The 21,213-nt window shown below is 70.2% G+C and carries 22 protein-coding genes; 15 read left to right on the forward strand and 7 right to left on the reverse strand.

The window, feature by feature from the left end; genetic code table 11:
* Nucleotides 1-25 precede the first annotated feature (25 nt).
* From Q0916_RS05295 to Q0916_RS05325, 7 genes are all read left to right on the forward strand, one after another.
* On the forward strand, nt 26-820 hold the full coding sequence (locus Q0916_RS05295; protein ID WP_299235366.1) for an electron transfer flavoprotein subunit beta/FixA family protein: 795 nt from the start codon (nt 26-28) through the stop codon (nt 818-820).
* Entirely contained in the window at nt 817-1,785 is a 969-nt protein-coding gene (locus tag Q0916_RS05300) for an electron transfer flavoprotein subunit alpha/FixB family protein (RefSeq protein ID WP_299235368.1), read from the forward strand. The genes Q0916_RS05295 and Q0916_RS05300 overlap by 4 nt, the downstream gene beginning before the upstream one ends.
* Nucleotides 1,786-1,892: 107 nt before the next feature.
* On the forward strand, nt 1,893-2,669 hold the full coding sequence (gene trpC, locus Q0916_RS05305) for an indole-3-glycerol phosphate synthase (protein WP_299235371.1): 777 nt from the start codon (nt 1,893-1,895) through the stop codon (nt 2,667-2,669).
* A 3-nt stretch (nt 2,670-2,672) separates the two neighbouring features.
* Nucleotides 2,673-3,929 (forward strand): tryptophan synthase subunit beta, encoded by a 1,257-nt coding sequence (gene trpB / locus Q0916_RS05310; RefSeq protein WP_299235373.1) that lies wholly within the window; start codon nt 2,673-2,675, stop codon nt 3,927-3,929.
* Nucleotides 3,926-4,861, forward strand: a complete 936-nt coding sequence (gene trpA / locus Q0916_RS05315) for a tryptophan synthase subunit alpha (protein ID WP_299235375.1) — start codon at nt 3,926-3,928, stop codon at nt 4,859-4,861. The genes trpB and trpA overlap by 4 nt, the downstream gene beginning before the upstream one ends.
* Nucleotides 4,862-4,889: 28 nt before the next feature.
* Nucleotides 4,890-5,678 carry a 2-amino-3,7-dideoxy-D-threo-hept-6-ulosonate synthase gene (locus tag Q0916_RS05320; protein WP_299235377.1) on the forward strand — a complete coding sequence of 263 codons (789 nt, stop codon included), beginning with the start codon at nt 4,890-4,892 and terminating at the stop codon, nt 5,676-5,678.
* A gap of 90 nt (nt 5,679-5,768) precedes the next feature.
* Nucleotides 5,769-5,963, forward strand: a complete 195-nt coding sequence (locus tag Q0916_RS05325; protein WP_299235379.1) for a cold-shock protein — start codon at nt 5,769-5,771, stop codon at nt 5,961-5,963.
* A gap of 111 nt (nt 5,964-6,074) precedes the next feature.
* On the opposite strand, the gene Q0916_RS05330 is transcribed toward Q0916_RS05325, so the two are convergent.
* On the reverse strand, nt 6,075-7,712 hold the full coding sequence (locus tag Q0916_RS05330; protein ID WP_299235382.1) for an acyl-CoA synthetase: 1,638 nt from the start codon (nt 7,710-7,712) through the stop codon (nt 6,075-6,077).
* A 155-nt stretch (nt 7,713-7,867) separates the two neighbouring features.
* On the opposite strand from Q0916_RS05330, the gene Q0916_RS05335 reads away from it, so the two are divergent.
* The gene (locus tag Q0916_RS05335) at nt 7,868-9,034 is read left to right on the forward strand and encodes a 3-dehydroquinate synthase II (protein ID WP_299235384.1); all 1,167 of its coding nucleotides are present in this window, start codon (nt 7,868-7,870) and stop codon (nt 9,032-9,034) included.
* Here the strand turns inward: Q0916_RS05335 and Q0916_RS05340 are convergent.
* Nucleotides 9,021-9,722: a type I 3-dehydroquinate dehydratase gene (locus Q0916_RS05340; RefSeq protein ID WP_349254509.1), complete on the reverse strand. Its 702-nt coding sequence runs from the start codon at nt 9,720-9,722 to the stop codon at nt 9,021-9,023. The two genes, Q0916_RS05335 and Q0916_RS05340, sit on opposite strands and share 14 nt — an antisense overlap.
* Nucleotides 9,723-9,761: 39 nt before the next feature.
* On the reverse strand, nt 9,762-10,157 hold the full coding sequence (locus Q0916_RS05345; RefSeq protein WP_299235387.1) for a hypothetical protein: 396 nt from the start codon (nt 10,155-10,157) through the stop codon (nt 9,762-9,764).
* Between the two features lie 146 nt (nt 10,158-10,303).
* Between Q0916_RS05345 and Q0916_RS05350 the strand changes: the two genes are divergently transcribed.
* Entirely contained in the window at nt 10,304-11,074 is a 771-nt protein-coding gene (locus tag Q0916_RS05350; protein WP_299235390.1) for a creatininase family protein, read from the forward strand.
* Between the two features lie 100 nt (nt 11,075-11,174).
* The gene (locus tag Q0916_RS05355; RefSeq protein WP_299235393.1) at nt 11,175-11,363 is read left to right on the forward strand and encodes a DUF7550 family protein; all 189 of its coding nucleotides are present in this window, start codon (nt 11,175-11,177) and stop codon (nt 11,361-11,363) included.
* A 22-nt stretch (nt 11,364-11,385) separates the two neighbouring features.
* Here Q0916_RS05355 and Q0916_RS05360 read toward each other — a convergent pair whose 3' ends face one another.
* On the reverse strand, nt 11,386-11,973 hold the full coding sequence (locus tag Q0916_RS05360; protein ID WP_299235396.1) for a dolichol kinase: 588 nt from the start codon (nt 11,971-11,973) through the stop codon (nt 11,386-11,388).
* A gap of 106 nt (nt 11,974-12,079) precedes the next feature.
* Here Q0916_RS05360 and Q0916_RS05365 point away from each other — a divergent pair, with 106 nt between their 5' ends.
* The 3 genes from Q0916_RS05365 (at nt 12,080) to Q0916_RS05375 (ending at nt 16,068) form a co-directional block, all read left to right on the forward strand.
* A complete protein-coding gene (locus Q0916_RS05365; RefSeq protein WP_299235399.1) occupies nt 12,080-13,321 on the forward strand; it encodes a hypothetical protein in 1,242 nt (413 codons plus the stop codon).
* Nucleotides 13,322-13,402: 81 nt separating this feature from the next.
* Nucleotides 13,403-15,178, forward strand: a complete 1,776-nt coding sequence (locus tag Q0916_RS05370) for an ABC transporter substrate-binding protein (protein ID WP_299235402.1) — start codon at nt 13,403-13,405, stop codon at nt 15,176-15,178.
* On the forward strand, nt 15,175-16,068 hold the full coding sequence (locus Q0916_RS05375) for a phosphatase PAP2 family protein (RefSeq protein ID WP_299235405.1): 894 nt from the start codon (nt 15,175-15,177) through the stop codon (nt 16,066-16,068). Before Q0916_RS05370 ends, Q0916_RS05375 begins: the two co-directional genes overlap by 4 nt.
* Here Q0916_RS05375 and purL read toward each other — a convergent pair.
* Nucleotides 16,046-18,181, reverse strand: a complete 2,136-nt coding sequence (gene purL / locus Q0916_RS05380) for a phosphoribosylformylglycinamidine synthase subunit PurL (RefSeq protein ID WP_299235407.1) — start codon at nt 18,179-18,181, stop codon at nt 16,046-16,048. The two genes, Q0916_RS05375 and purL, sit on opposite strands and share 23 nt — an antisense overlap.
* A gap of 121 nt (nt 18,182-18,302) precedes the next feature.
* On the opposite strand from purL, the gene Q0916_RS05385 reads away from it, so the two are divergent.
* The gene (locus tag Q0916_RS05385) at nt 18,303-18,983 is read left to right on the forward strand and encodes a PHP domain-containing protein (RefSeq protein ID WP_299235410.1); all 681 of its coding nucleotides are present in this window, start codon (nt 18,303-18,305) and stop codon (nt 18,981-18,983) included.
* Nucleotides 18,980-20,044 carry an asparagine synthase C-terminal domain-containing protein gene (locus Q0916_RS05390; protein ID WP_299235413.1) on the forward strand — a complete coding sequence of 355 codons (1,065 nt, stop codon included), beginning with the start codon at nt 18,980-18,982 and terminating at the stop codon, nt 20,042-20,044. The genes Q0916_RS05385 and Q0916_RS05390 overlap by 4 nt, the downstream gene beginning before the upstream one ends.
* A 23-nt stretch (nt 20,045-20,067) precedes the next feature.
* Here the strand turns inward: Q0916_RS05390 and Q0916_RS05395 are convergent, their stop codons facing one another.
* Together Q0916_RS05395 and Q0916_RS05400 are read right to left on the reverse strand one after the other, a co-directional pair.
* Nucleotides 20,068-20,466, reverse strand: coding sequence for a universal stress protein (locus tag Q0916_RS05395; RefSeq protein WP_299235416.1), 399 nt, complete (start codon nt 20,464-20,466; stop codon nt 20,068-20,070).
* 63 nt (nt 20,467-20,529) lie between these two features.
* Nucleotides 20,530-21,213: transcription initiation factor IIB (locus Q0916_RS05400; RefSeq protein ID WP_299235418.1), on the reverse strand; the 684-nt coding region annotated here is incomplete at its 5' end.

The following is a 21,213-nucleotide window of genomic DNA, read 5'->3' on the forward strand; positions in this document are numbered from 1 at the left end:
ACCGTGTATAGTACTCACTAGCCTCATGAAAATACTCGTCACTGTCAAAGAGGTCGCCGAGGTGGACGACGAGTTCGAGATCGACGGACTCGACATCGCCGAGGGGTCCCTCGAATACGATCTCAACGAGTGGGACGATTACGCCATCGAGGAAGCCGTCACAATAAGCGAGGCCCGCGACGATGTCGAGGTCGTCACCGTCACCGTCGGCCCGGAGCGCGCCGAGGAGACGATCCGCATGGCCCTGGCGAAAGGCGCCGACCGCGCCGTCCGGGTGTGGGACGACGCCATCGAGGACGCGCAGTTCCTCGATGTCGACGCGAAGGCCGAACTCCTCGGGGCCGTCGCGGCCGAGGAGGAGCCCGACCTCGTTCTCTCGGGCGTGCAGGCGGGCGACGACTCCAACGGCGCGACCGGGGTCGCCCTCGCCGAGACGATCGGCTTCGAGTGGGCCGCCGTCGTGAACCAACTCGACCTCGACGCCGACGCCGGCGTCGCCTCCGTCCACCGCGAACTCGAGGGCGGCATCGAGGAGCTCACCGACGTCGACCTGCCGGCCGTGTTGACGATCCAGACCGGGATCAACGAGCCGCGCTACGCCAGCCTGCGCGGCATCCGGCAGGCGCAGCGAAAGCCCCTCGAGGTCCGCTCGCTCGAGGACCTCGGACTCGATCCCTCGGTCGTCGAGTCCCCCCTCGAGCGCACGTCGATGTACGAGCCCACCTCCGAGAGCGACGCGACCGTCTGGCAGGGCAGCGCCGACGAGACCGCCGAGTCGCTGGCCTCGCTGCTCCGCGAGAAGGGGGTGATCGAGGGATGACCGTCCTCGCGGTCGCCGAACACCGACGCGGCGACCTCCGGGACGTCTCGCTCGAGCTCGTGACCGCCGGCCGCGAACTGGCCGACGAACTGGACACCGACCTCGCCGTTGCGGTCGTCGGCGGCGACGTCGACGCCTTCGCCGGGCGACTCGACCGCGAGGGGGTCGACACGATCTACACCGTCTCCGAGGGCGAGGAGTTCAACCACGGCGTCTACACGCAGGCCGTCGAGCAGTTGCACGCGGATCTCGACCCGACCGCGCTGTTGGTGCCGAACTCGGTGAACGGACTCGACTACGCGCCGGCCGTGGCCGACGACCTCGGCCTGTCGCTCGTCACCGATGTCGTCGCCTTCGAGGGCGGCGATCCGATCGAGGTTATCAGAGAGCAGTACGGCGGCAAAGTCGAGACGACCTACGACGTCGAGGCCGACCAGTACGTGTTGACGATCCGGCCCGCCGAGTGGCCGGCCGCCGAGGCTTCCGGCGACGCGACGACCGAGGCCTTCGAGGCCGACATCGACGAGGCGGCCCTCGGAACGACGGTCAACGGCTTCGAGGAGGTCGCCGGCGGCGACGTCGACATCACCGAGGCGGACGTGCTCGTCTCGGTCGGTCGGGGGATCGAAGACGAGGAGAACATCCCGCTGATCGAGGAACTCGCGGACGCGCTGGGCGCGACCCTCTCGTCGTCGCGGCCCATCGTCGACAACGGCTGGCTGCCGCAGAACCGCCAGGTCGGCCAGTCCGGGAAGGTGGTCACGCCGGACGTGTACATCGCCATCGGCATCTCCGGGGCCGTCCAGCACGTCGCCGGCATGAAGGGCTCAGACACGATCGTCGCGATCAACACCGACCCGAACGCGCCGATCTACGACATCGCCGATTACGGCATCGTGGACGACCTCTTCGAGGTCGTGCCCGAACTCATCGAGCAGTTCGGCGGCGAAGCGCCAGACCTCTAACCCCCCCGCGCCGCCGCGCGCCCGCCTTCGTCGACCGCGACCCCGAGTGGGCGTTGCGCCCCTGAGACGCAACCCTTATGTTCAAATGCGTGCGTTAATGTACAGTAATGAACACCACGGACGGGATCGCGCCGGCCGTCGCGTCGATACTCGAAGCGGCCGAGGACCGAACCGGCGGCTCGGAGCCGCTGTCGGTGACGCCGCGGTCGCTGCCAGAGGCCCTCGCGGCCGCCGAGGCCGACGGCCGCGTCCCGATCGTCGCGGAGATCAAACCGACGAGCCCGACGACCGAGGGCGAGCGAACCGACGACCCCGCGGCCCTGGCCCGCGGGATGGTCGAGGGCGGCGCAGCGGCGCTGTCCGTGCTGACGGAGCCGACGCACTTCGGCGGGTCGCCGGACGCCCTCGAAGCGGTCCGGGAGGCCGTCGACGTCCCGGTGCTCCGGAAGGACTTCCTGCTCCGTGAGGCCCACCTCGACGTCGTGGCCGCGGACGTCGTTCTGCTCATCGCCCGGTTCGTCGAGGACCTCGCGGGGCTGGTCGAGGCGGCCCGCGACCGGGGGTTTCAGGTGCTCGTCGAGGTCCACACCGAGGCCGAACTGCGGACGGCCTTAGAGGCGGGCGCGGACATCGTCGGCGTGAACAACCGCGACCTGGCGGCCCTTGAGGTCGACCTCGGGACGTTCGAGCGGGTCGCCGGGTCGGTTCCGGCAACGACCCGCGAAAGCGTCACCCTGATAGCTGAAAGCGGCGTATCGACGCCCGAAGACGTCTCGCGGATGCGCCGGGCGGGTGCCGACGGCCTGCTCGTCGGGTCGGCGATCATGGACGGCGACGTCCGGGCGAACGCGGCGCGACTCACCGGCGGTTCGACGGAGGAGTGACCCATGTCCCAACCAGACACCAAATTCGGCGAGTACGGCGGACAGTACGTTCCCGAGGCACTGATGCCCGCGATCGAGGAACTGACCGAGGCCTACCGGCGGTACGTCCTGAACAACGAGGACGGCTTCATGGACGAGTTCTACGAGCGCATCCGCGATTTCGGCGGCCGCCCGACGCCGCTTCAGTACGCCGAACAGCTCTCGGCGCGCTACGGCGTCGACGTTTATCTCAAGCGCGAGGACCTCCTGCACGGCGGCGCGCACAAACTCAACAACGCGCTCGGACAGGTCCTCCTGGCGAAGTACATGGGCAAAGAGCGGATCATCGCCGAGACGGGCGCGGGCCAACACGGGACCGCGACGGCGATGGCGGCGGCCCACCTCGACATGCCGTGTGAGATCTACATGGGCCGACGCGACATCAACCGCCAGCGGCCGAACGTCTTCCGGATGCGAATCAACGGGGCCGAGGTGACGCCGGTCGACGTCGGTCGCGGGACGCTCAAGGAGGCCATCAGCGAGACGATGCGCGATTGGGCGAGGACCGTCGAGACGACGCACTACGTGATCGGTTCGATCGTCGGTCCGGCTCCGTTTCCCGCGATGGTCCGGGACTTCCACGCGATCATCTCCGAGGAGATCCGCGAGCAGTCCCGCGAGAAGCTCGGCGGGCTCCCCGGCGCGGTCGTCGCCTGCGCCGGCGGCGGCTCGAACACGATGGGCGCGTTCGCCGACTTCCTCGAGGACGACGACGTTCGGCTGTACGCCGCCGAGGCCGGTGGTTCCTCGCTCACGGTCGACGAGGAGGCGGGCGTCGCACCGCACTCGGCGTCGCTCTCGACCGGCGAGGAGGGCGTCCTCCACGGGGCGCGGACGAAGCTGCTCCAGGACGGCCACGGCCAGATCATGGAGTCCCACAGCGTCTCCTCGGGGCTCGACTACTCCGGCGTCGGCCCGCAGCTCTCACACCTCGTCGACGAGGGGCGGGTGACGCCCGTCGCCGTCGACGACGAGTTGGCCCTCGAGGCCTTCCACCGGCTCTCGCAGGCCGAGGGCATCATCCCCGCCCTGGAGACGGCCCACGCCTTCGGCTTTCTCGAATCGGTCGCCGGACCCGACGGCGACGGCGCCGTCGATCTCCCCGAGACGGTCGTCGTCAACGTCTCCGGGCGCGGCGATAAGGACCTCGAGGCCGCAATCGAGGAGACGGAAAAACGGACCCTCGAGAACGCGCCGACGATGGAGGTGTTCGAAGGGTGAGCCGCGACGGCGAGCGGACCGAGTCCGCCGCGAGCGCCGATCCCCGCGGGACGGACGGGAGCGAACGCGCCGACGCCGACGGCCCGGACGCCTCCGGTTCGACGCTTGAGGCGGCCTTCGACGAGCCGGCGTTCGTCCCGTATCTCGCCGCCGGCGACCCCGACTTCGAGTCCTCGCTGGAATACGTCGAGGCGCTCGCGGCCGGGGGCGCCGACGTGATCGAACTCGGGCTCCCCTTCTCGGAGCCCATCGCCGAGGGGCCGACGATCCAGCAGGCGGTCGTCCGCTCCCTCGAGGCCGGCATGACGCCCGAGCGCTTCTTCGAGTTCGTCGACGCCCTCGACGTCGAGGTGCCGCTCGTGTGCATGACGTACTACAACCTGATCTACCAGTTCGGCCCCGCGGGCTCGGAGCCGGTCCGCCCGTTCGTCGAGCGGGCGGCGGCGGCCGGGATCGAGGGGCTCGTCGTCCCGGATCTGCCGGCCGAGGAGGCCGACCTCCTCCGGGGGTACTGCGACGAACTCGGCCTCGATCTAGTGTTCATCGTCGCGCCGACGACGGCCGGCGACCGCCTCCACCGGATGATGGAGCGCGTCTCGGGGTACGTCTACGTCCAGGCGCGTCTCGGTGTGACGGGCGCGCGAGACGACCTCTCGGACAGCACCGAGGGGACCCTCGAACGGCTCGAGGGGTACGACGTGCCGAAGGCGGTCGGGTTCGGCATCTCGACGGGCGAGCACGCCGAAGCCGTCGTCGCGGCGGGCGCCGACGGCGTCATCGTCGGCTCCGCGCTGGTCGACATCGTCGCGCGCGGCCACGAGAACGACGAGCCCGCCGAGGCGGTCGCCGCGGAGCTCGAATCGCTCTCGCGGGAGCTGAAAGCGGGGGCGGTCGCCGGCGCGAAACGCACGCCACGACCGGAAGGAACATGACGGAACCTCACACACACCCACACACATCATGACGCCAGGGATCGACGCGCGCCTGCGACGGATCGGCACCGACGACCGCTACGTGATCGTCCCGATGGACCACGGCCTCACGCTCGGGGCCGTCAAGGGTCTCAAGGACATCGAATCGACGATCGACGCCGTCACCCGCGGGGGCGCGGACGCGGTGTTGACACAGAAGGGCGTCGCACACCGGGTCCACGGCAACAAGAACGGGGCCGGATACGTCGCACACCTCAACGGCTCGACGGTCATCGGCCCCGACTCGAACGACAAGCGGACGACGGGCTCCGTCGAGGCCGCCCTCCGGGCGGGCGCGGACGCCGTCTCGTTTCACATCAACGTCGGCTCCGAGCACGAGCGCGAGCAGATCGAGGAACTCGGTCGGCTCACCGACCAGGCGGCCGAGTACGGGCTGCCCGTGCTCGCGATGGCGTACGCCCGCGGTCCGGACGTCGAGGGCGACGACCCCGAGGCGCTCGGCCACGCCGTCCGCCTCGGCGAGGAACTCGGCGCGGACCTGATAAAGACCGGGTACAGCGGCGACGCGGCGAGCTTCGAGCACGTCTGTGAGTCGACGAGCCGTCCGGTGCTCATCGCCGGCGGATCGCCCGACGGCGACCGCGAAACGCTGCGGATGGTCCGGGGGGCCATGGACGGCGGCGGCGCCGGCGTCTCGATGGGCCGGACGCTGTTCCAACACGACGACCCGGAGGGGATGGCCCGGGCGGTGTCGCTCGTCGTCCACGAGGGCCTCTCGGCCTCGAAGGCGTTCGAACGGGCCGAGATCGACGCCTGAGCGCCGATCCCGACCGATACGATTCCGCCGCGCCGTGGTACCGCGGCCCTCGGAAGCGTTATACCCGTCGTCGGCGTACGCGTATTTGCAATGGCAAACGGTAAGGTTGACTTCTTCAACGACACTGGCGGTTACGGTTTCATTTCGACTGAGGACTCCGACGAGGACGTGTTCTTCCACATGGAGGACGTTGGCGGCCCGGATCTCGAGGAAGGAACGGAAATCGACTTCGAAATAGAGGACGCCCCCAAGGGCCCCCGCGCGACGAACGTCGTTCGGGACTGAGGCGGGCACCCCTCCACACCGGGCTCGCCGCGGGCGATCCCGAGCACTACACCGCATTTCTATGCGTTCGATCACAGCGTCGAGCCGCCGGCTCCGACGCCGACCCCGCGGCTACGTTTCGCGCTCGCGGAGCTCCGTCCGCCGGATCTTCCCCGTCGTCGTCGTCGGGAGGCTCTCGACGAACTCGATCTCTCTGGGGTACTCGTGTTTTGCGAGGTTCGACTTGACGAGCGACCGGACCGACTCGCGGAGGTCTCCGTCGGCGGTCGCCGACTCGACCGGCTGACAGAACGCCTTGATGATCTCCCCGCGCATCTCGTCGGGGATCCCGACGACGCCGGCCTGTTCGACGTCCGGGTGCTCGAGGATCGCGTCCTCGACCTCGCCGGGGCCGACCCGGTAGCCGCTCGTGATGATGAGGTCGTCGTCGCGCGATTTGAACCAGACGTACCCCTCCTCGTCGCGCTCGCCGAGGTCGCCGGTGCGGTGGTACCCGCCGACCCGGACCGCCGCGGTCTTTTCGGGCTCGTTCCAGTACTCCTCGAAGACGACCGGGTTCCCCTCGCGTTCGACCGCGATCTCGCCGATCTCCCCGGGGTCGCACTCCCGGCCCGTCTCCCCGTCGATGACGGCGACCTCGTGGCCGGGGACCGGCTTCCCCATGCTCCCGGCCTGGGCGGGGAACCACGACTGGCAGTTACAGACGAGCATGTTCGCCTCGGTCTGCCCGTAGATCTCGTTGACGGCGACGCCGTCCAGTTCGGTTTCGGCCCACTCGAGGATCTCCGAGGTCAGCGGCTCGCCGCCCGAACAGATCGCCTCCACCGCGAGGTCGTGGTCCCCGACGTCGGCGCTCATCAGCATTCGGATCGCCGTCGGCGGGAGAAACGTCGACGTGACGTCGAACTCGGCCATGATCTCGAGGGCCGTCTCGGCGTCGAACCCCGCCATCGGATAGCCGACCACGGGCCGACCGTAGTGCCACGCCGGAAAGAGCAGATCGCCCAGCGCGCCGATCCACGCCCAGTCGGCCGGCGTCCAACAGACCGCCTCCGAGACGTCCAACTCGAAGTACATCCGGAAGGCCGGACAGTGGCCGACCCAGATCGACTGGGTGTGTAACGCGCCCTTCGGCGGGCCGGTCGACCCGCTCGTGTACATGATGATCCCGGGCGTGTCCGGCCCCGTCTCGACCGCCTCGAAGCCGGCCTCGGTCGCCTCTACGGCCGGCCCGAAGGCCGTCGTTCCGGCGTGGTGTCCCCGCCCTTCCCAGTCGACCTCGAGGACCGTCTCGAGGGCCGGACACTCCGCCCGTATCTCGGCGACCGTCTCGTAGTTGTCGCTGTCGGTGACGACCGCCGCGGCGCCGCTGTCCTTCAGACGGTATCCGAGCCCGTCCGGGCCGAAAAGCACCGACAGCGGCATCGATATCGCGCCGAGTTTCCAGCAGGCCAGGTGCGTCAACGGGTTCGCGGGCACCTGCGGCAACACGACGCCGATGCGGTCGCCCTCGCCGATCCCGCGGCTCGCCAACGCGCTTGCGAGGCGATCGGAGAGACGATCGAGGTCGGCGAACGTGTACTCCTCGCGGCGGCCGTCCGGGTACGCCTGATACAGCGCGGTCCGGTCGGGGGCGTCGTGCTTGCCGACCATGTCGTGCGCCGCGTTGTAGTCGGCCGGGAGGTCCCAACTGAACGCCTCCCGGGCGCGCTCGTAACTCTCGGTCGGCATCGTGACGTGCCACGTCATACCGCCGACTCGGAGGGCGCGGAAAATAAAGCTCCGTGTCGGCCCCGCCGACGCGCTCGCTCCGGTCGCCGCCGGTGATACGCCCTGCCGCCCGCGTTTTCGGGCCGTCGCTCCGTCCCGCCACGTTCAATAGCGGGCCCTCCGATCCAAGGCGTATGACACGCTCCGTGTGGTTGAAGGCCGACGACGAGGTCGGCGACTGGCAGGCGAGAAAGCGCCGCATCACCGCCGGCCTCGAGGCCGGCGTCGACTGGGTGCTCGTCGACCGGCGCGACGTCGATCGCGTCCGGGAACTCGGCCGCGTCAACGTCGCCGCCTTCGCCGGCGACGACGTCCACGTGATGGACGCCGAGGCCGAGGAGGGGGGCGATCCAGACGCCGTCGTCGTCGGCAAGCACGGCGAGGGCGACGGCACCGTCGATCTCCCCTCGGACCTCTCGGGGTCGGCCGATCTGACGACGCTGCGGCGAAGCGACGCCCCGGGCGGCGCGTACGTGCGCATCCTCGGCTCGGAGTACGAGTCCTTCGCGGAGGCGGCCGCGGCCGACGCCGAATACACGATCGTCGTCGGCGACGACTGGCAGATCATCCCCCTCGAGAACCTCATCGCCCGCATCGGCGAGGAGACCGATCTGGTCGCCGGCGTCCGGAGCGCCGCCGAAGCCAAGACGGCCTTCGAGACCCTGGAAATCGGCGCCGACGCCGTGCTCCTCGATACGGACGACCCCGACGAGATACGCGGGACCGTCGAGGCCAGAGACGAGACCCAACGCGAACAGCTCGAGTTGGCGTACGCGACCGTGACGGCGATCGAGGAGGCCGGCTCGGCCGACCGCGTCTGCGTCGACACCGCCTCGATGCTCGATCACGACGAGGGGATGTTGGTCGGCTCGATGAGCCGGGGGCTGTTTTTTGTCCACGCGGAGACGGCGGACTCGCCGTACGTCGCCTCGAGGCCGTTCCGGGTCAACGCCGGGGCGGTCCACGCGTACGTCCGGACGCCCGGCGGCGAAACGAAGTACCTGGCCGAACTGAAATCCGGCGACGAGGTGCAGGTCGTCGACACCGCGGGCACCACTCGCGAGGCGATCGTCGGCCGGGTGAAAATCGAGAAGCGGCCCATGTTTCGGGTCGAGGCGGAACTGGAGAACGGCGACCGCGTCGAGACGCTGTTGCAGAACGCCGAGACGATCAAGGTTGCGACCGCCGAGGGCCGGACGTCCGTCACCGACCTCGCCGCCGGCGACGAGATTCTCCTGCGTTACGAGGACGTCGCGCGGCATTTCGGCGAGGCCGTCGAGGAGTCGATCATCGAGAAGTGAGCGCGTCGGTGAGGCGACGAAGCGTCCGGAGATCGTACTGCCCGGGGGCCGTCGCCGCCGCCGGATCGACCGGCGCGTACCCGATCTTCGACCCGTACACCGGCGCGACCGCGCGGGTGTGACTGCCCGCCTCGCCCATCGCCATCGTGGCGACGGCGACGCCCGCCTCGCTCAGTTCGTGCGTCACCGCCAACACGTCGAGCGCGTCCGCCCCGTCCTCGGCGGTGACGGCGAGTTTCCCGACCGTTCCGTGCGCCGCCGCCCGCCGCAGCGACCGCTTTAGCTCCGCCCGCGGCGGGGTCTCCTCGAAGTCGTGATGCGAGACGACGACGCTCACGTCGCGTTCGAGAGACTCCTCGGCGAGCCCCCGCGCCGCCGCCGCGACCGCCTCGCCTCTCGATCCGTCCAGCGCCGCGAGTTCGACGTCGACGGCCCCGACCGCGTCGCGCTCGATCGCGTCCCCGAGCACGCCGAGACGCCCCTCGTCGCCCGCGGCCCCGCCCTCCCACCCGGCGCGGTTCGTCACGAGAAGCGGTAACTCGCCGTCGTATCCGGACAGCGCCTCCGCCGGGCGTTCGGCCAGATCCATCCGGAACTCGACGCAGTCGGCGACCGCGCGCGCGGCCGGCTCCTCGCCCAGTTCGGCCGTCGAAGCAGCGAGGGTGAACGTCTCGAAGTCGATCGCCATGCCGACGCTCCGTCGGCGAGCACAAAAGGACACACGGTCTCAGGCCCGCTCGAGGAACCGCGCCTGGGCGGTCGTCCCCTCGGTCCCGTAGTCGGTCACCTGCACCCGGATCGTCTCGCCGTCCTCGAGTCCGCTCCGGCCGTCGGGGTCCGGCACCTCGCGGACGAACGTCTGGAGGCCGTTTATTGTCCCGCGTATCTCCGGCGGAACGCGGTCGTACTGCGTCTCCTTGACGACAAGTTCGTACGTTTCGCCCTTCTGTGCGGCCTCCTCGGGCGGGCGGCGCTGTGCCTGTTCGTGCGCGTGATCGCGCTTCCGCTGGGCCTCGGTGTCGGGCCGCGAGCCGCGGCGACGGAGCGCCCCGACGAGTGCGAGCACGGCGACGAGCGAGACGGCGACGCCGAGTATCAGCGGCGTCGGTAGGGATCCGATCATCGGCGACGGTTCGTGGCGCGCTGACATATCCATTGTGCCCGCCCGATACCGAGTGCGGCGCGCCCCGGACGCCGAACCCGATGACGCGACGGCGACCGGGGTGCGGTACGCACAGATTGAAACCGTCGCCGCGCGGAGAGACCCCCATGTACCTCGCCGACGAAGCGTGGCCCGACCTCGAGGCGTACTTCGAGAACGAATCGCTCGCGTTGGTCCCGCTCGGCTCGACCGAACAGCACGGGCCGCACCTCCCGCTTGCGACCGATCACCTGATCGCGGAGGGGTTCGCCCGGGAGGTCGCCGACCGGACCGGCTACCTCTGTACCCCGACGGTCGACGTCGGCGTCAGCCCGCACCACCGCCAGTTTCACGGGACTATGTGGGTCGACGCGCCCGTCTTTCGCGACTACGTCGAGTCGTTCACAAAAAACCTCGCGTACCACGGGATCGACCGCGTCGTCTTCGTCAACGCCCACGGCGGGAACGTCGAACCGCTCCGGGAGGTCGGCCGACGGCTCCGGGATGACGGCGTGCTGTACGCCATCGAGTGGATGTGGAACGACAGCATCCCCGAGCTCGTCGACGAGTCCTTCGAGCGAAACGGCCCCCACGGGGGACCCAAGGAGACGGCGATGATCATGCACCTCGCCGAATCGCTCGTCCACGACGACCGACTCGAGGACGCCAGGGACGGCGGCTGGGCGGACTTCAGCTTCGAGGACGCGAACAAACACGGGGCGCGGACCTTCTACGACTCGATCGACAACACCGACAACGGCGTGTTGGGCGATCAGACCGACGCGACCGCGGCGAAAGGCGAGGAGCTGTTCGAGGCCGCGAGCGATCAGCTGGTGCGGCTCTGTGAGTGGCTCGACGCACAGGATGCCGCGTCGCTGATGGCGAAACCGCACGTGTAGTCGCCGCGCCCCGCCTCCGCGCCCGCCCCGAATGCGACGCGGTCGGCGCCCTGGCGGCCGAAACGACAACGCAAAGTGTCGCGCCGACGCAGCTCGCGACATGACCGGCGGAACTCACGAGCACGAGCACGAGGGCGAAGGCGAGGACGACGACCGACCGGCCGGACCGGGAGAGCGCTCGACCGCCCCACAGAGCGCTTACACCGCAAAACAGGCCGGTCTCGGCGCGCTCGTCGCGCTCGTCGGACTCGGCGTGACGTTCGGGATCCCTCTTTTCATCCTGGCTTGATCCCCCCAGGCGATCCGGGTCGCTACCCGAAGGCGGCGAGGGCGACCCACATCGCCCCGGCGGCGGCGAGAGGGATCGTGAGGTTGTCGTCGACGACGTACCCCCCGACGACCGGCTTGACGCCGTCGGCGATCGTCGCGGCGAGAGCGCCCGCAACGGCGGCGCCGAGAGGGACGAACGGGACCGCCAGCGCGAGGCTGACGAGAAACATCCCGGCGAGCACCCGCGGCCGGGCGATCCGGCGGAGCCCGCCGCTTGCGAGCACGCCGCTCACCGGGTCCCCCACCGCGAGCATCAACACCGCCGGCACGGCGAGACGCGGCTCGAACGCGACGACGGTGACCGTCCCACTGAGCGCGTACAGCGCGTAGCCGGCGACCGTCTCCTGTTCGTACTCGCGGGTGAGCCTGTCGTAGATCGCGTGCTCGAGACCGCCGTGCAAACGCGCCGCCTCTAAGACGACGGTCGCGAGCAGGCCGACGACGGCGACCGCCTGCACCACCGGCCACGTGACCGTCCCGGTTTCGAGCACGTGGCCGTCGAGCAGGTACGCCCCGGGGACGAGGGCTCCCGACGCGTGGACGAGCCGGCGGCCGATCTCGATCGACATGCACCGGCGGTTCTCCCCGGTGCGGAATAGAGGTTCGCACTCGTCGCCGCCGAGCGAACCCCGTCCGACAACAACCCTTTCATCGCTGCGTCCCATCTGCCGGACGATGATCGATTCCGCCGGTGTCTCCGAACGCGACGCGGCGGTGTGGGGTGTCGCCGTCGTCCTCCTTGCGAGCCTCGGCGGCGCCGTTCTCGTCGCCGGGCCGCTCTCGGAGGCCGACGCTGGCGAGTCCCGGGAACCGACCCTCGTCGCCCCGGCCGAGGGCGGCACCGACCTGTGGCCCTACACCGCGAGCGAGAGGCGCTACGAGACCCGGACACTCGGAATCAACATGGTGTTTTACGCCGATCAGGCGGACGTCCGAACCGCGCTGGTCGAGCGCTCCGCCGTCGAGTGGAGAGACGAGCAGGTCCACGAGGGGGACGCCGACGCCGCCACCGTCTCCCACGAGCGCGTCCGGATCGACCCCGACGCCGACTCGATCCCCGAGACCCTCTCGTGGAGCGACGCCGAGGGGTCGACGCGGTACACCTACCTCCGGGCGGACGGCGGCGGCAGGTGGGTCGAGGAGTCCTACCAGCTACACGCCGGCACGTACCTCGGCCAGCGGCGCCACGTTCGGGCGTACGGCGACCCGGCCGGCGAGTGGACCGCCGTCCAGATCCACGGCGAACACTGGGATTGGTTCCGGCTCCGTCACACCGTCACCGGCGTCAGCGAGCCCCAGCGCGATCTCGAACGGGAGTTCCTCGACGATCCGGGCGTCGAGCGCGTCGTTCGGATACCGTTCGGAAACGAGCGCCTCGACGGCGACGGGTGGGCCTCCGGCGTGCACTTCGACGGCGTCGCGGCTCCGGCCCTTTTGACCCTGCTCGTCGTGGGTCGGACGGACCTACCGCGGGTGGCCTCCCGGATCGTCGCCCACCGCCGCGAGATCGCGCTCGCCGGCGGGATCTTCGGGATCCACACCGCGGTCCGGTGGATCGGCGTGGCCACAGAGCGCCTCCTGCCGTCCGTTTCGCCGACGCTCATCGCCGTGCCGCTGTACGTCGCCCTCGTCGTCGGTGTGCCGGTGACCGCACACCTGCTCGCCCGCGGAAGCGGCCGGACCCGGGCGTTCGGCCTCGCGGCCCTCGGGTTGGGCGCGGCGATCGTCGCCGACTTCGCCGCGATGGGCGTCTCAGCGATCCCGATCGAGACCGTCCTCCACCGGCTCTCGGTACTGCTCGCCGTCGGCTCGATCGCCGCCGGATCCGTCGAGCGACCGGACCGCCCCGCGCTGCTGGCGGTCGGCGTCGGCGGGTGGGCGCTGGCGGTCGCCGCGTCGCTTTTCGGGCTCGTGTGACCGGTGTGACCGGCCGACGGCGACGCGTCGGCCGCGCCGACGGTGAGATTTATATAAATCGGTCCACCAGTCTTTAGGAAGATGGCCTCCCGACACGCCCCCTCTCGCCGGGCGCTCCTCGCCGCGCTCGCGGGATCGACCGCGGCCGCGAGCGGCTGCGTCGGCGAGGCCAGAAACCTCGTCGGGCGGGACCGCACCGAACAGCTGTCGCTGCGGATCGTGACCCTGCCGGCCTCGGAGGACCCCTACGCGGTCCGGATCGCCACCCACCTCGCCGACAACCTCGAGCGGTCCGGGATCGCGACGCTCGTCGACCCGATCCGCCCGGACGTGCTGTTCCGCGAAACGCTCATCAACCACGACTTCGATCTCTACGTCTCCCGGTACCCGAGCCGGGGCGACCCCGACGAGCTTCGCTCGATGCTGTACTCCGCGTACGCCGAGGAGGCCGGGTTGCAGAACCCCTTCGGGTTCAGCGATCTCGCCCTCGACGACCTCCTCGACGATCAGCGGACGCTCAAGGGCACGGAGCGGATCGATCGGATCCACGAGATCCAGCGGCACGTCCTCAGAGCGCAGCCGTTCACCGTCGTCTGCTTCCCGGACCGCATCGGCGCCACCAGGACGGACCGCTTTGGCGGGTGGCCGGCCGGCGGCCTCGACCAGCCGATGGACTACGCGAAACTCGACCGGACCGGCTCCCGATCGACCCTCGAGTTGGTGCTTCGGAACGAACGGGTCACCATGAACCGAAACCCCATCGCCGCCGAACACCGCAACCGGGGTTCGATCGTCGGGCTGATGTACGACCCGCTGGTTCGCCCCCTCCGTGGGTCGCCGGAACCGATCGACTGGCTCGCGGAGTCGATCACCTGGGGGCGGACGGACGGCGGCGAGGCGCTCTCGGCGTCCGTCCGCGTCCGCGAGACGCCGTGGCACGACGGCACCCCCCTGACCGCCCACGACGTCGCGTTCAGCTACGAGTTCCTCCGGGACACCTCTCTCGGCGGCTTCGAAACGCCCGTCCCGACGCCGTGGCGCCGCGGACGGATCTCCCTCGTCGATGCGGTTCGCGTCCACAACGACCGCCTGCTCGAGTTCGACTTCGCGACCGGCGTCCGGTCCGTGGCCCAGCGTGCGCTCTCGGTCCCGATCCTGCCGGAGCACGTCTGGCGCGAGCGCGCCGACCCCGCCGAGATCGCCGGCATCGACGTCGTCGGCCAGACGACCGAAGCGCTCGTCGACGCGAACGAGGCGGCGATCGGCAGCGGCCCGTTCCGCCTCGCCGACGCCGTCGCAGACGAGTCGATCACCCTGGAGACGTTCCCCGATCACTTCCTCTATGAGGAGCAAACAGACGGCATCCCCGATCGGTTCTCCGGCGACCCGCCGTTCGACGCCGTCCGGTTCACCGTCGCGCCGTCCGACGACACCGCCGTCGAGGTGCTGCTCAACGACAACGCGGACGCGAGCGCCGACGGGTTACAGGCCCGCGTCGTCTCCCGGATCGTTCGCAGCGACGACGTCTCGCTGACGGTCCGGCGGAGCGACCGGTTCTACCACGTCGGGTACAACTGCCGGCGGGCGCCGACGACGGACCCGAACTTCCGACGGGCCGTTGCCGGACACATCGATCGCCGGACGATCGTCGCGGAGTCGCTCGGCGGCTACGGCACCCCGGCGCAGGCCCCGCTGAGGGGCAAGTGGGTCCCGGACGGACTCCAGTTCAACGGCGCGGCGACGATCCCGTTTCTGGGGACCGACGGGGCTCTCGACGCCGACGCGGCGCGGGAGACGTTCCGCGAGGCCGGCTACCGCTACGAGGGCGAGGAGCTGGTCACGAGGGCGGCGCCGTGACGCTCGCCGTCGTCGTCGGGCGGCTGATCGCCGTCGTCGCGCTGTCGGTGGCCGTATCGACGGCGGCCATCGTCGGCCGCGACCGGCTCGCGGAGACCCGACGCGAGTACCGGCGGCGCCTCGGCTCGATCGCGCCATACGCCGCGGTCCTGTGTCTCGTCCTTGTCGCCAACAAGATCGCCCGCGACGTCGGCCCGGACGCGTCGGAGCTGATCGGGCTCCGGATCACGCCCTACCTCGAACGCCTCGACGGCGTGTTGCTTTGGCCGCTGTACCCGACCGACACGCCGCAGCTCGTCGTCTGGATCCAGTCGATGGCGACGCCGGAGCTCACCGCGTACTTCGCGGCCGTGTACGTCTACGGCTACGTGTTCCTCCTCGTCTTCCCGGTCGTCGCGTACTTCGCGCTTCCGCGGCCCGAACCCCTGCGGCGGACCATCGTCGCGTACTGCGCGAACTACCTCATCGGCGTGCTCTGTTACGTGCTGTTTATCGCCTACGGCCCGCGGAACCTGCTCATCGAGCAGGTCGACCAGCTGCTGTACAGCCAGTACGCCCAGTACCAGTTCGTCACCGACGCGGTGAACGACGAGACGAACGTCTTCCCGTCGCTGCACACGTCGATGTCCGTCACGGCCGCGCTGCTCGCCTGGACGACGCGACGCGAGTACGCGGCCTGGGTCCCGATCGCCGCGGTGCTCGCCGCGAGCGTCTGTCTCTCGACGATGTACCTCGGAATCCACTGGGGGACCGACGTGCTGTTCGGGATCGCGTTGGCGTGGATAAGCGTCGCGATCGGGACGCGCTTCGAGGAGACGCCGCCGACGCTCGAAGGGCTCAAACGCCGGCTCGTACGCCTCGGCGACGCTATTCCAACGTCGAGGCGATGACGTCCCGGAGCGACGCGATCTCCTCTGCCGCGTACCCGAGCGTCGCGTCGCCGACGGTGATATCGAGCCGTCCGTCGCCGGTCGCCGTCCCGAGCGTCCCGACGGGGCCGACCGACGAAAAGCGCTCGCGGACGGCCTCGGGTTCGGTCGTCTCGACGACGACGCGGCCGACCGCTTCCGAAAACAGCGCCCCCAAGGGATCCCCACCCGGAAGCGTCACGTCCGCCCCGGCCGCCCCGACCATCTCGGCGAGCGTCACCGCCAGCCCGCCGTGGCTCACGTCGTGCGTCGACCGCGTGCTCTCTAAGGAGGCGACGTCCGCGATCGCCTCGATCCTCGCCTCGGGCGCCTGCGGCGTCTCCGGGAACCGATCGCTGCCGCCGAAGCGGGCCAACAGCTCCGACCCGCCGAGGGCCCCGCCCGTTTCGCCGAGCAACAGCAACTCGCCGTCGCCGGAAAGCGCCGCGCTCGGGGCGTCGTACCCCTGTTTCGTCCCCGCCACGGCGAGCGTCGGCGTCGGCGGGATCGGCCCCGCCGCGGAGTCGTTGTACAGCGAGACGTTCCCGCCGACGACGGGGACGCCGAGGTCGGCACACGCCTGGGCCAGCCCGTCGACGATCGCGCGGAACCCGCCGTAGACCTCCGGATCCTCGGGGTTCCCGCCGTTGAGACAGTCGACCGCGGCGAGCGGCGTTGCGCCCTTCGCCGCGAGGTTCGTCGCGTTCTCGATGGCGATCGCGCGGGCCCCCTCGTAGGGATCGGCGGCCGTCCAGTTCGGCTCGGCCCCCGAGGAGACGGCGAGGCCGACGCCGGCCTCCCTGATCGCCACGAGCGCGGCGTCGTCGCCGGGTTTCATCGCGGTCCGCGTGCCGACCTCGTGGTCGTACTGCCGGTACACCCACGCCTTCGAGGCGGTGTTCGGCGAGGCGACGACGGCCTCGAAGGCCGTCCCGAGGTCGAGGTTGGGGCGGTCGCGTTCGGGCGCCGCCGGCTCGACGTGGTCGAGATCGTTCATGGGTGCGCCGTCCGCGAGGTACCCGGCGTCGCAATCGACGACGACCTCGCCCTCGAAGGTACAGACGTAGTTCCCATCCGTCACCTCCCCGATGGCCGAACAGCCGAGGTCGTACTTCGCGGCGATGTCGGCGACCCGATCGACGTCCTCCGGCCGCACCTCATAACACATCCGCTCTTGGGACTCGGCGAGGAGTATCTCCAGGGCGTTCATGTTCGGCTCGCGCTGGTGGACCCGATCGAGTTCGATCCGCGCGCCGAGCCCGCCTTTCGCGACGAGCTCCGCCGACGCGCCGCCGAGACCGGCCGCTCCGAGGTCCCGCGCCGACCGTGCCAGCCCCGCCTCGACGAGCTCCTCGTTGGCCTCGATCAGCCGCTTTTCGGCGTACGGATCGCCGACCTGGACGGCCGGACGGTCCTCGGTTGCGGCGTCGTCGGCGAGGTCCTCGCTGGCGAAGGAGGCCCCGCCGAGCCCGTCCCGTCCCGTCGCGTTGCCGACGAGGACGAGCTCGTTGCCCGGCGATTTCGCCTCCGCCGTGAGGAGCCGATCCTCGTTCACAAGCCCGACGCAGGCCACGTTGACGAGGGGGTTTCCCTCGTAGCCGGGGTGAAAGCCGACGCTCCCGGCGACGGTCGGCACGCCGATGCAGTTGCCGTAGTGCGAGATGCCCTCGACGACCCCCTCGAAGAGGTACTTCGAGTGCTCGCGGTCGAACCCGCCGAAATAGAGGCTGTCCGCCAGCGCGATCGGGTAGGCGCCCATCGAGAGGGTGTCCCGGACGATCCCGCCGACGCCGGTGGCCGCCCCGTCGAAGGGGTCGACGTACGAGGGGTGGTTGTGGCTCTCGATGCCCATCGTCACGTACGTCTCGCCGTTCTCGCCCGTCTCCGGGTCCGGCAGGGCGATCACGGCGGCGTCGTCGCCGGGGCCGACCACGACCCGCTCGTCGTCGCTCTCGAACGCCGAGAGAAGCGGCCGCGAGGACCGGTACGCGCAGTGCTCGCTCCAGAGGTTCTCGAAGAGCGCCTCCTCCGCGGCTGTCGGTTCACGGCCGAGCTCCTCAACGACGAGTTCGCGATCCGACGGCGGGAGACTCATGCGTCCGTGTGCAGCCCTCGGCCGGATAAATCGCTTTCCATGTGCACGGTCGTGTGGGTCCGCGCCGCGCCCGACCGCGCCGACCGGGGCGTTTTTTAAGACCGGTGTCGAACGGTCGGGCGTGTTGTCGGTCGAGCTCCACTCGCACTCGGAACTGTCCTACGACGGCCGCGACCCGATCGAACTCCTCTTAGAGCAGGCCGAGGCGGTCGGCCTCGACGCCCTCGCCGTCACCGATCACGACGAGATCGACGCCTCGCTGCGGGCCGCCGCCGCCGCCGAGGAGTACGGCCTCATCGGCATCCCTGGGATGGAGGTTTCGAGCGCCGCGGGCCACGTCCTCGCGCTCGGGGTCGAGGAGCTCGTCCCGGCCGGGCTGAGCTACGACGAGACGCTCGGTCGCATCCGGGAACTCGGCGGGATCGCGGTCGTCCCGCACCCGTTTCAGGCCTCCCGCCACGGCGTCGCCGCACACGTCGGCCGCGACCAACTCGCCGCCGCCGACGCGATCGAGGTGTACAACTCCCGGCTGTTCACCGGCCGGTCGAACCGACAGGCCGAGGGGTTCGCCGAGGCCCGCGGGCTGCCGATGACGGCCGGAAGCGACGCGCACATCGCCGAGATGGTCGGACAGGCCGTCACCGAGGTCGACGCCCGCTACCGGAGCGCCGAGGGGATCCTCGACGCCGTCGTCGACGGGCGAACGAGCGTCGTCGGCAGGCGGACGCCCTGGGTCATAAGCGTCCGGCAGTTCGGCGGCGGGATCAAGCGTCGGCTCGCGTCGATGCTGCCGGGACGATGAACGGGGCCGACCCCGAGACCGTCCGCCGCGTCATCGGGGCGCGAGAGCCCCTTTCGGGCGCGGACGGCTTCGCCGGCGAACTCGACGGCCGACTCGTCCGGGACGTCCTCGGGCGGTACCCGCTTTTTTCGGAGGCCGAGGACCCGGGCGTCTGGAGCGCCGATCCGACGGATCTCGCCGCCCCCGACCCGGTACCGGCCGGCTGTGTCCGCACCGCCCGCGGCGACGACCGCGTTCTGTCGCTTCCGTCGCCGGATCCGATCGGCGACGACCGACGAGCGGTGTCGGACGTCCGAGACGCCGTGACGGGGGCCGTCGACGCCGTCGCGGGCGCGCCGCCGATCGCCTTTTCCGGCGGCGTAGACTCCTCGATCCTCGCCGCCCGTCTTGAGGGGCCGCTGTACGTCGGGGGGTTCCCGGACAGCCACGACATCGAGGCCGCCCGCACGGCCGCCGACCGGCTCGGCCGCGACCTCCGGGTCGTTGAGTTCGCCCACGACGACATCGAGCGCGCCGTCCCGACGGTCGTCGAGGCGACCGGTCGATCGAACCCGATGGACGTCCAGATCGCGCTGTCGCTGTATCTGGTCGCCGAGGCCGCGGCCGCCGACGGCCACGACCGCCTCGCCGTCGGTCAGGGCGCCGACGAGCTCTTCGGCGGGTACGCGAAGGTTCAGAAGGCCCCCGACGACCCACGGGTCGACGCGGAGACCGTCCGGGGCGCGACGCGGGAAGTCATCGGGACGCTGCCCGGACAGCTCGAACGCGACGTCCTCGCCCTCCGGGCGGCCGGCGTCGAACCGGTCGCGCCGCTTCTCGCCGACCGGGTCGTCGCGGCGTCGCTCTCGCTTTCCGAGGCGCTGCTCGTCGACGGGGACGAACGGAAGGTCGCGCTGCGCCGCGCCGCGGACTTTCTCCCCGAGGAGATCCGAACCCGCGAGAAAAAAGCGCTCCAGTACGGCAGCCTGCTCTCCCGCGAGTTCGATCGGTTGGCCCGCCAGGCCGGGTTCAAACACCGGATGGACGACCACCTGGGTCGGTACATCGAATCGCTCGTGTGAGCGGCCGCCCCGGGCGACGCCGGTCAGTCGTCGCCGGTCGGGAGGAAAAACACCGGGATGTCGCTGTCGAGCATCACCGACTGCGAGACGCTTCCGAACACCGCCTTGCCGGCCGGCGTCCGCCCCCGACCGGCGATCGCGATGGCGTCGGCGCCTTCGCTCTCGGCGAACCGAACGATCTGTCCGGCGGCGTCGCCGCTCCGCTCGGAGAGATCCACGTCGATCCCGGCGTCCTCGAGGGCGTCGCGGGCCGCCTTCGCCGACCCGACCTGGCTGACCGCCGCCCCCTCGGGGTTGTCGGAGAACACGTGCAGAACGGTGACCTCGAGGGCGTCCGTGTCCCACTCCAGGGACGCGACCGCTTCGGCGGACAGTCGGGCGCGCTCCTCGTCTTCGTCGACGGCGAGTACGATGTGTGACATTGCTTCGTCCGAAACAGCGCCCGAAGGGTTAAATAATATAAGGGGGAATCCCGCCTCCCGCCGTCAGGACGACTGTTCGGCCTCGAGGAGTTCGTGATATCGGTTGCGGATGGTGACCTCGGAGATGTCCGCAACAGCCGAGACCTCGTTTTGGGTCACCTTCTCGTTGGTGAGAAGCGAGGCGGCGTAGACGGCGGCGGCCGCGAGTCCGACCGGCGATTTCCCGGAGTGGATCCCGGCGTCGCGAGCACCGTCGAGAAGCTGTCGCGCGCGCCGCTCGGCCTCCTCGGAGAGGCCGAGTTCGCTGGCGAAGCGGGGGACGTAGCTCTTCGGATCCGCCGGGCCGATCTCGAGGCCGAGTTCGCGGACGACGTAGCGGTAGGTGCGGGCGATTTCGCTCTTTTCGACGCGCGAGACGCCGGCGACCTCGTCGAGGCTGCGCGGGGTCCCGGCCTGCTTCGCCGAGGCGTACAGGGCGGCGGTAGAGACGCCCTCGATCGAGCGGCCGGGCAGGAGGTTCTCGTCGAGTGCACGACGATAGATGACCGAGGCGGTCTCCCGGACGTTTTCGGGGAGGCCCAACGCGGAGGCCATGCGGTCGATCTCGCCGAGGGCCTGTTTGAGGTTGCGTTCTTTCGAGTCGCGGGTGCGGAACCGCTCGTTCCAGGTGCGGAGCCGCTGCATCTTGCGCCGCTGGCGGTTCGACAGCTGGTTGCCGTAGGCGTCTTTGTCCTGCCACCCGATGTT

It is taken from the genome of Natronomonas sp. (genome assembly GCF_028274965.1).
GTDB lineage: Archaea > Halobacteriota > Halobacteria > Halobacteriales > Haloarculaceae > Natronomonas.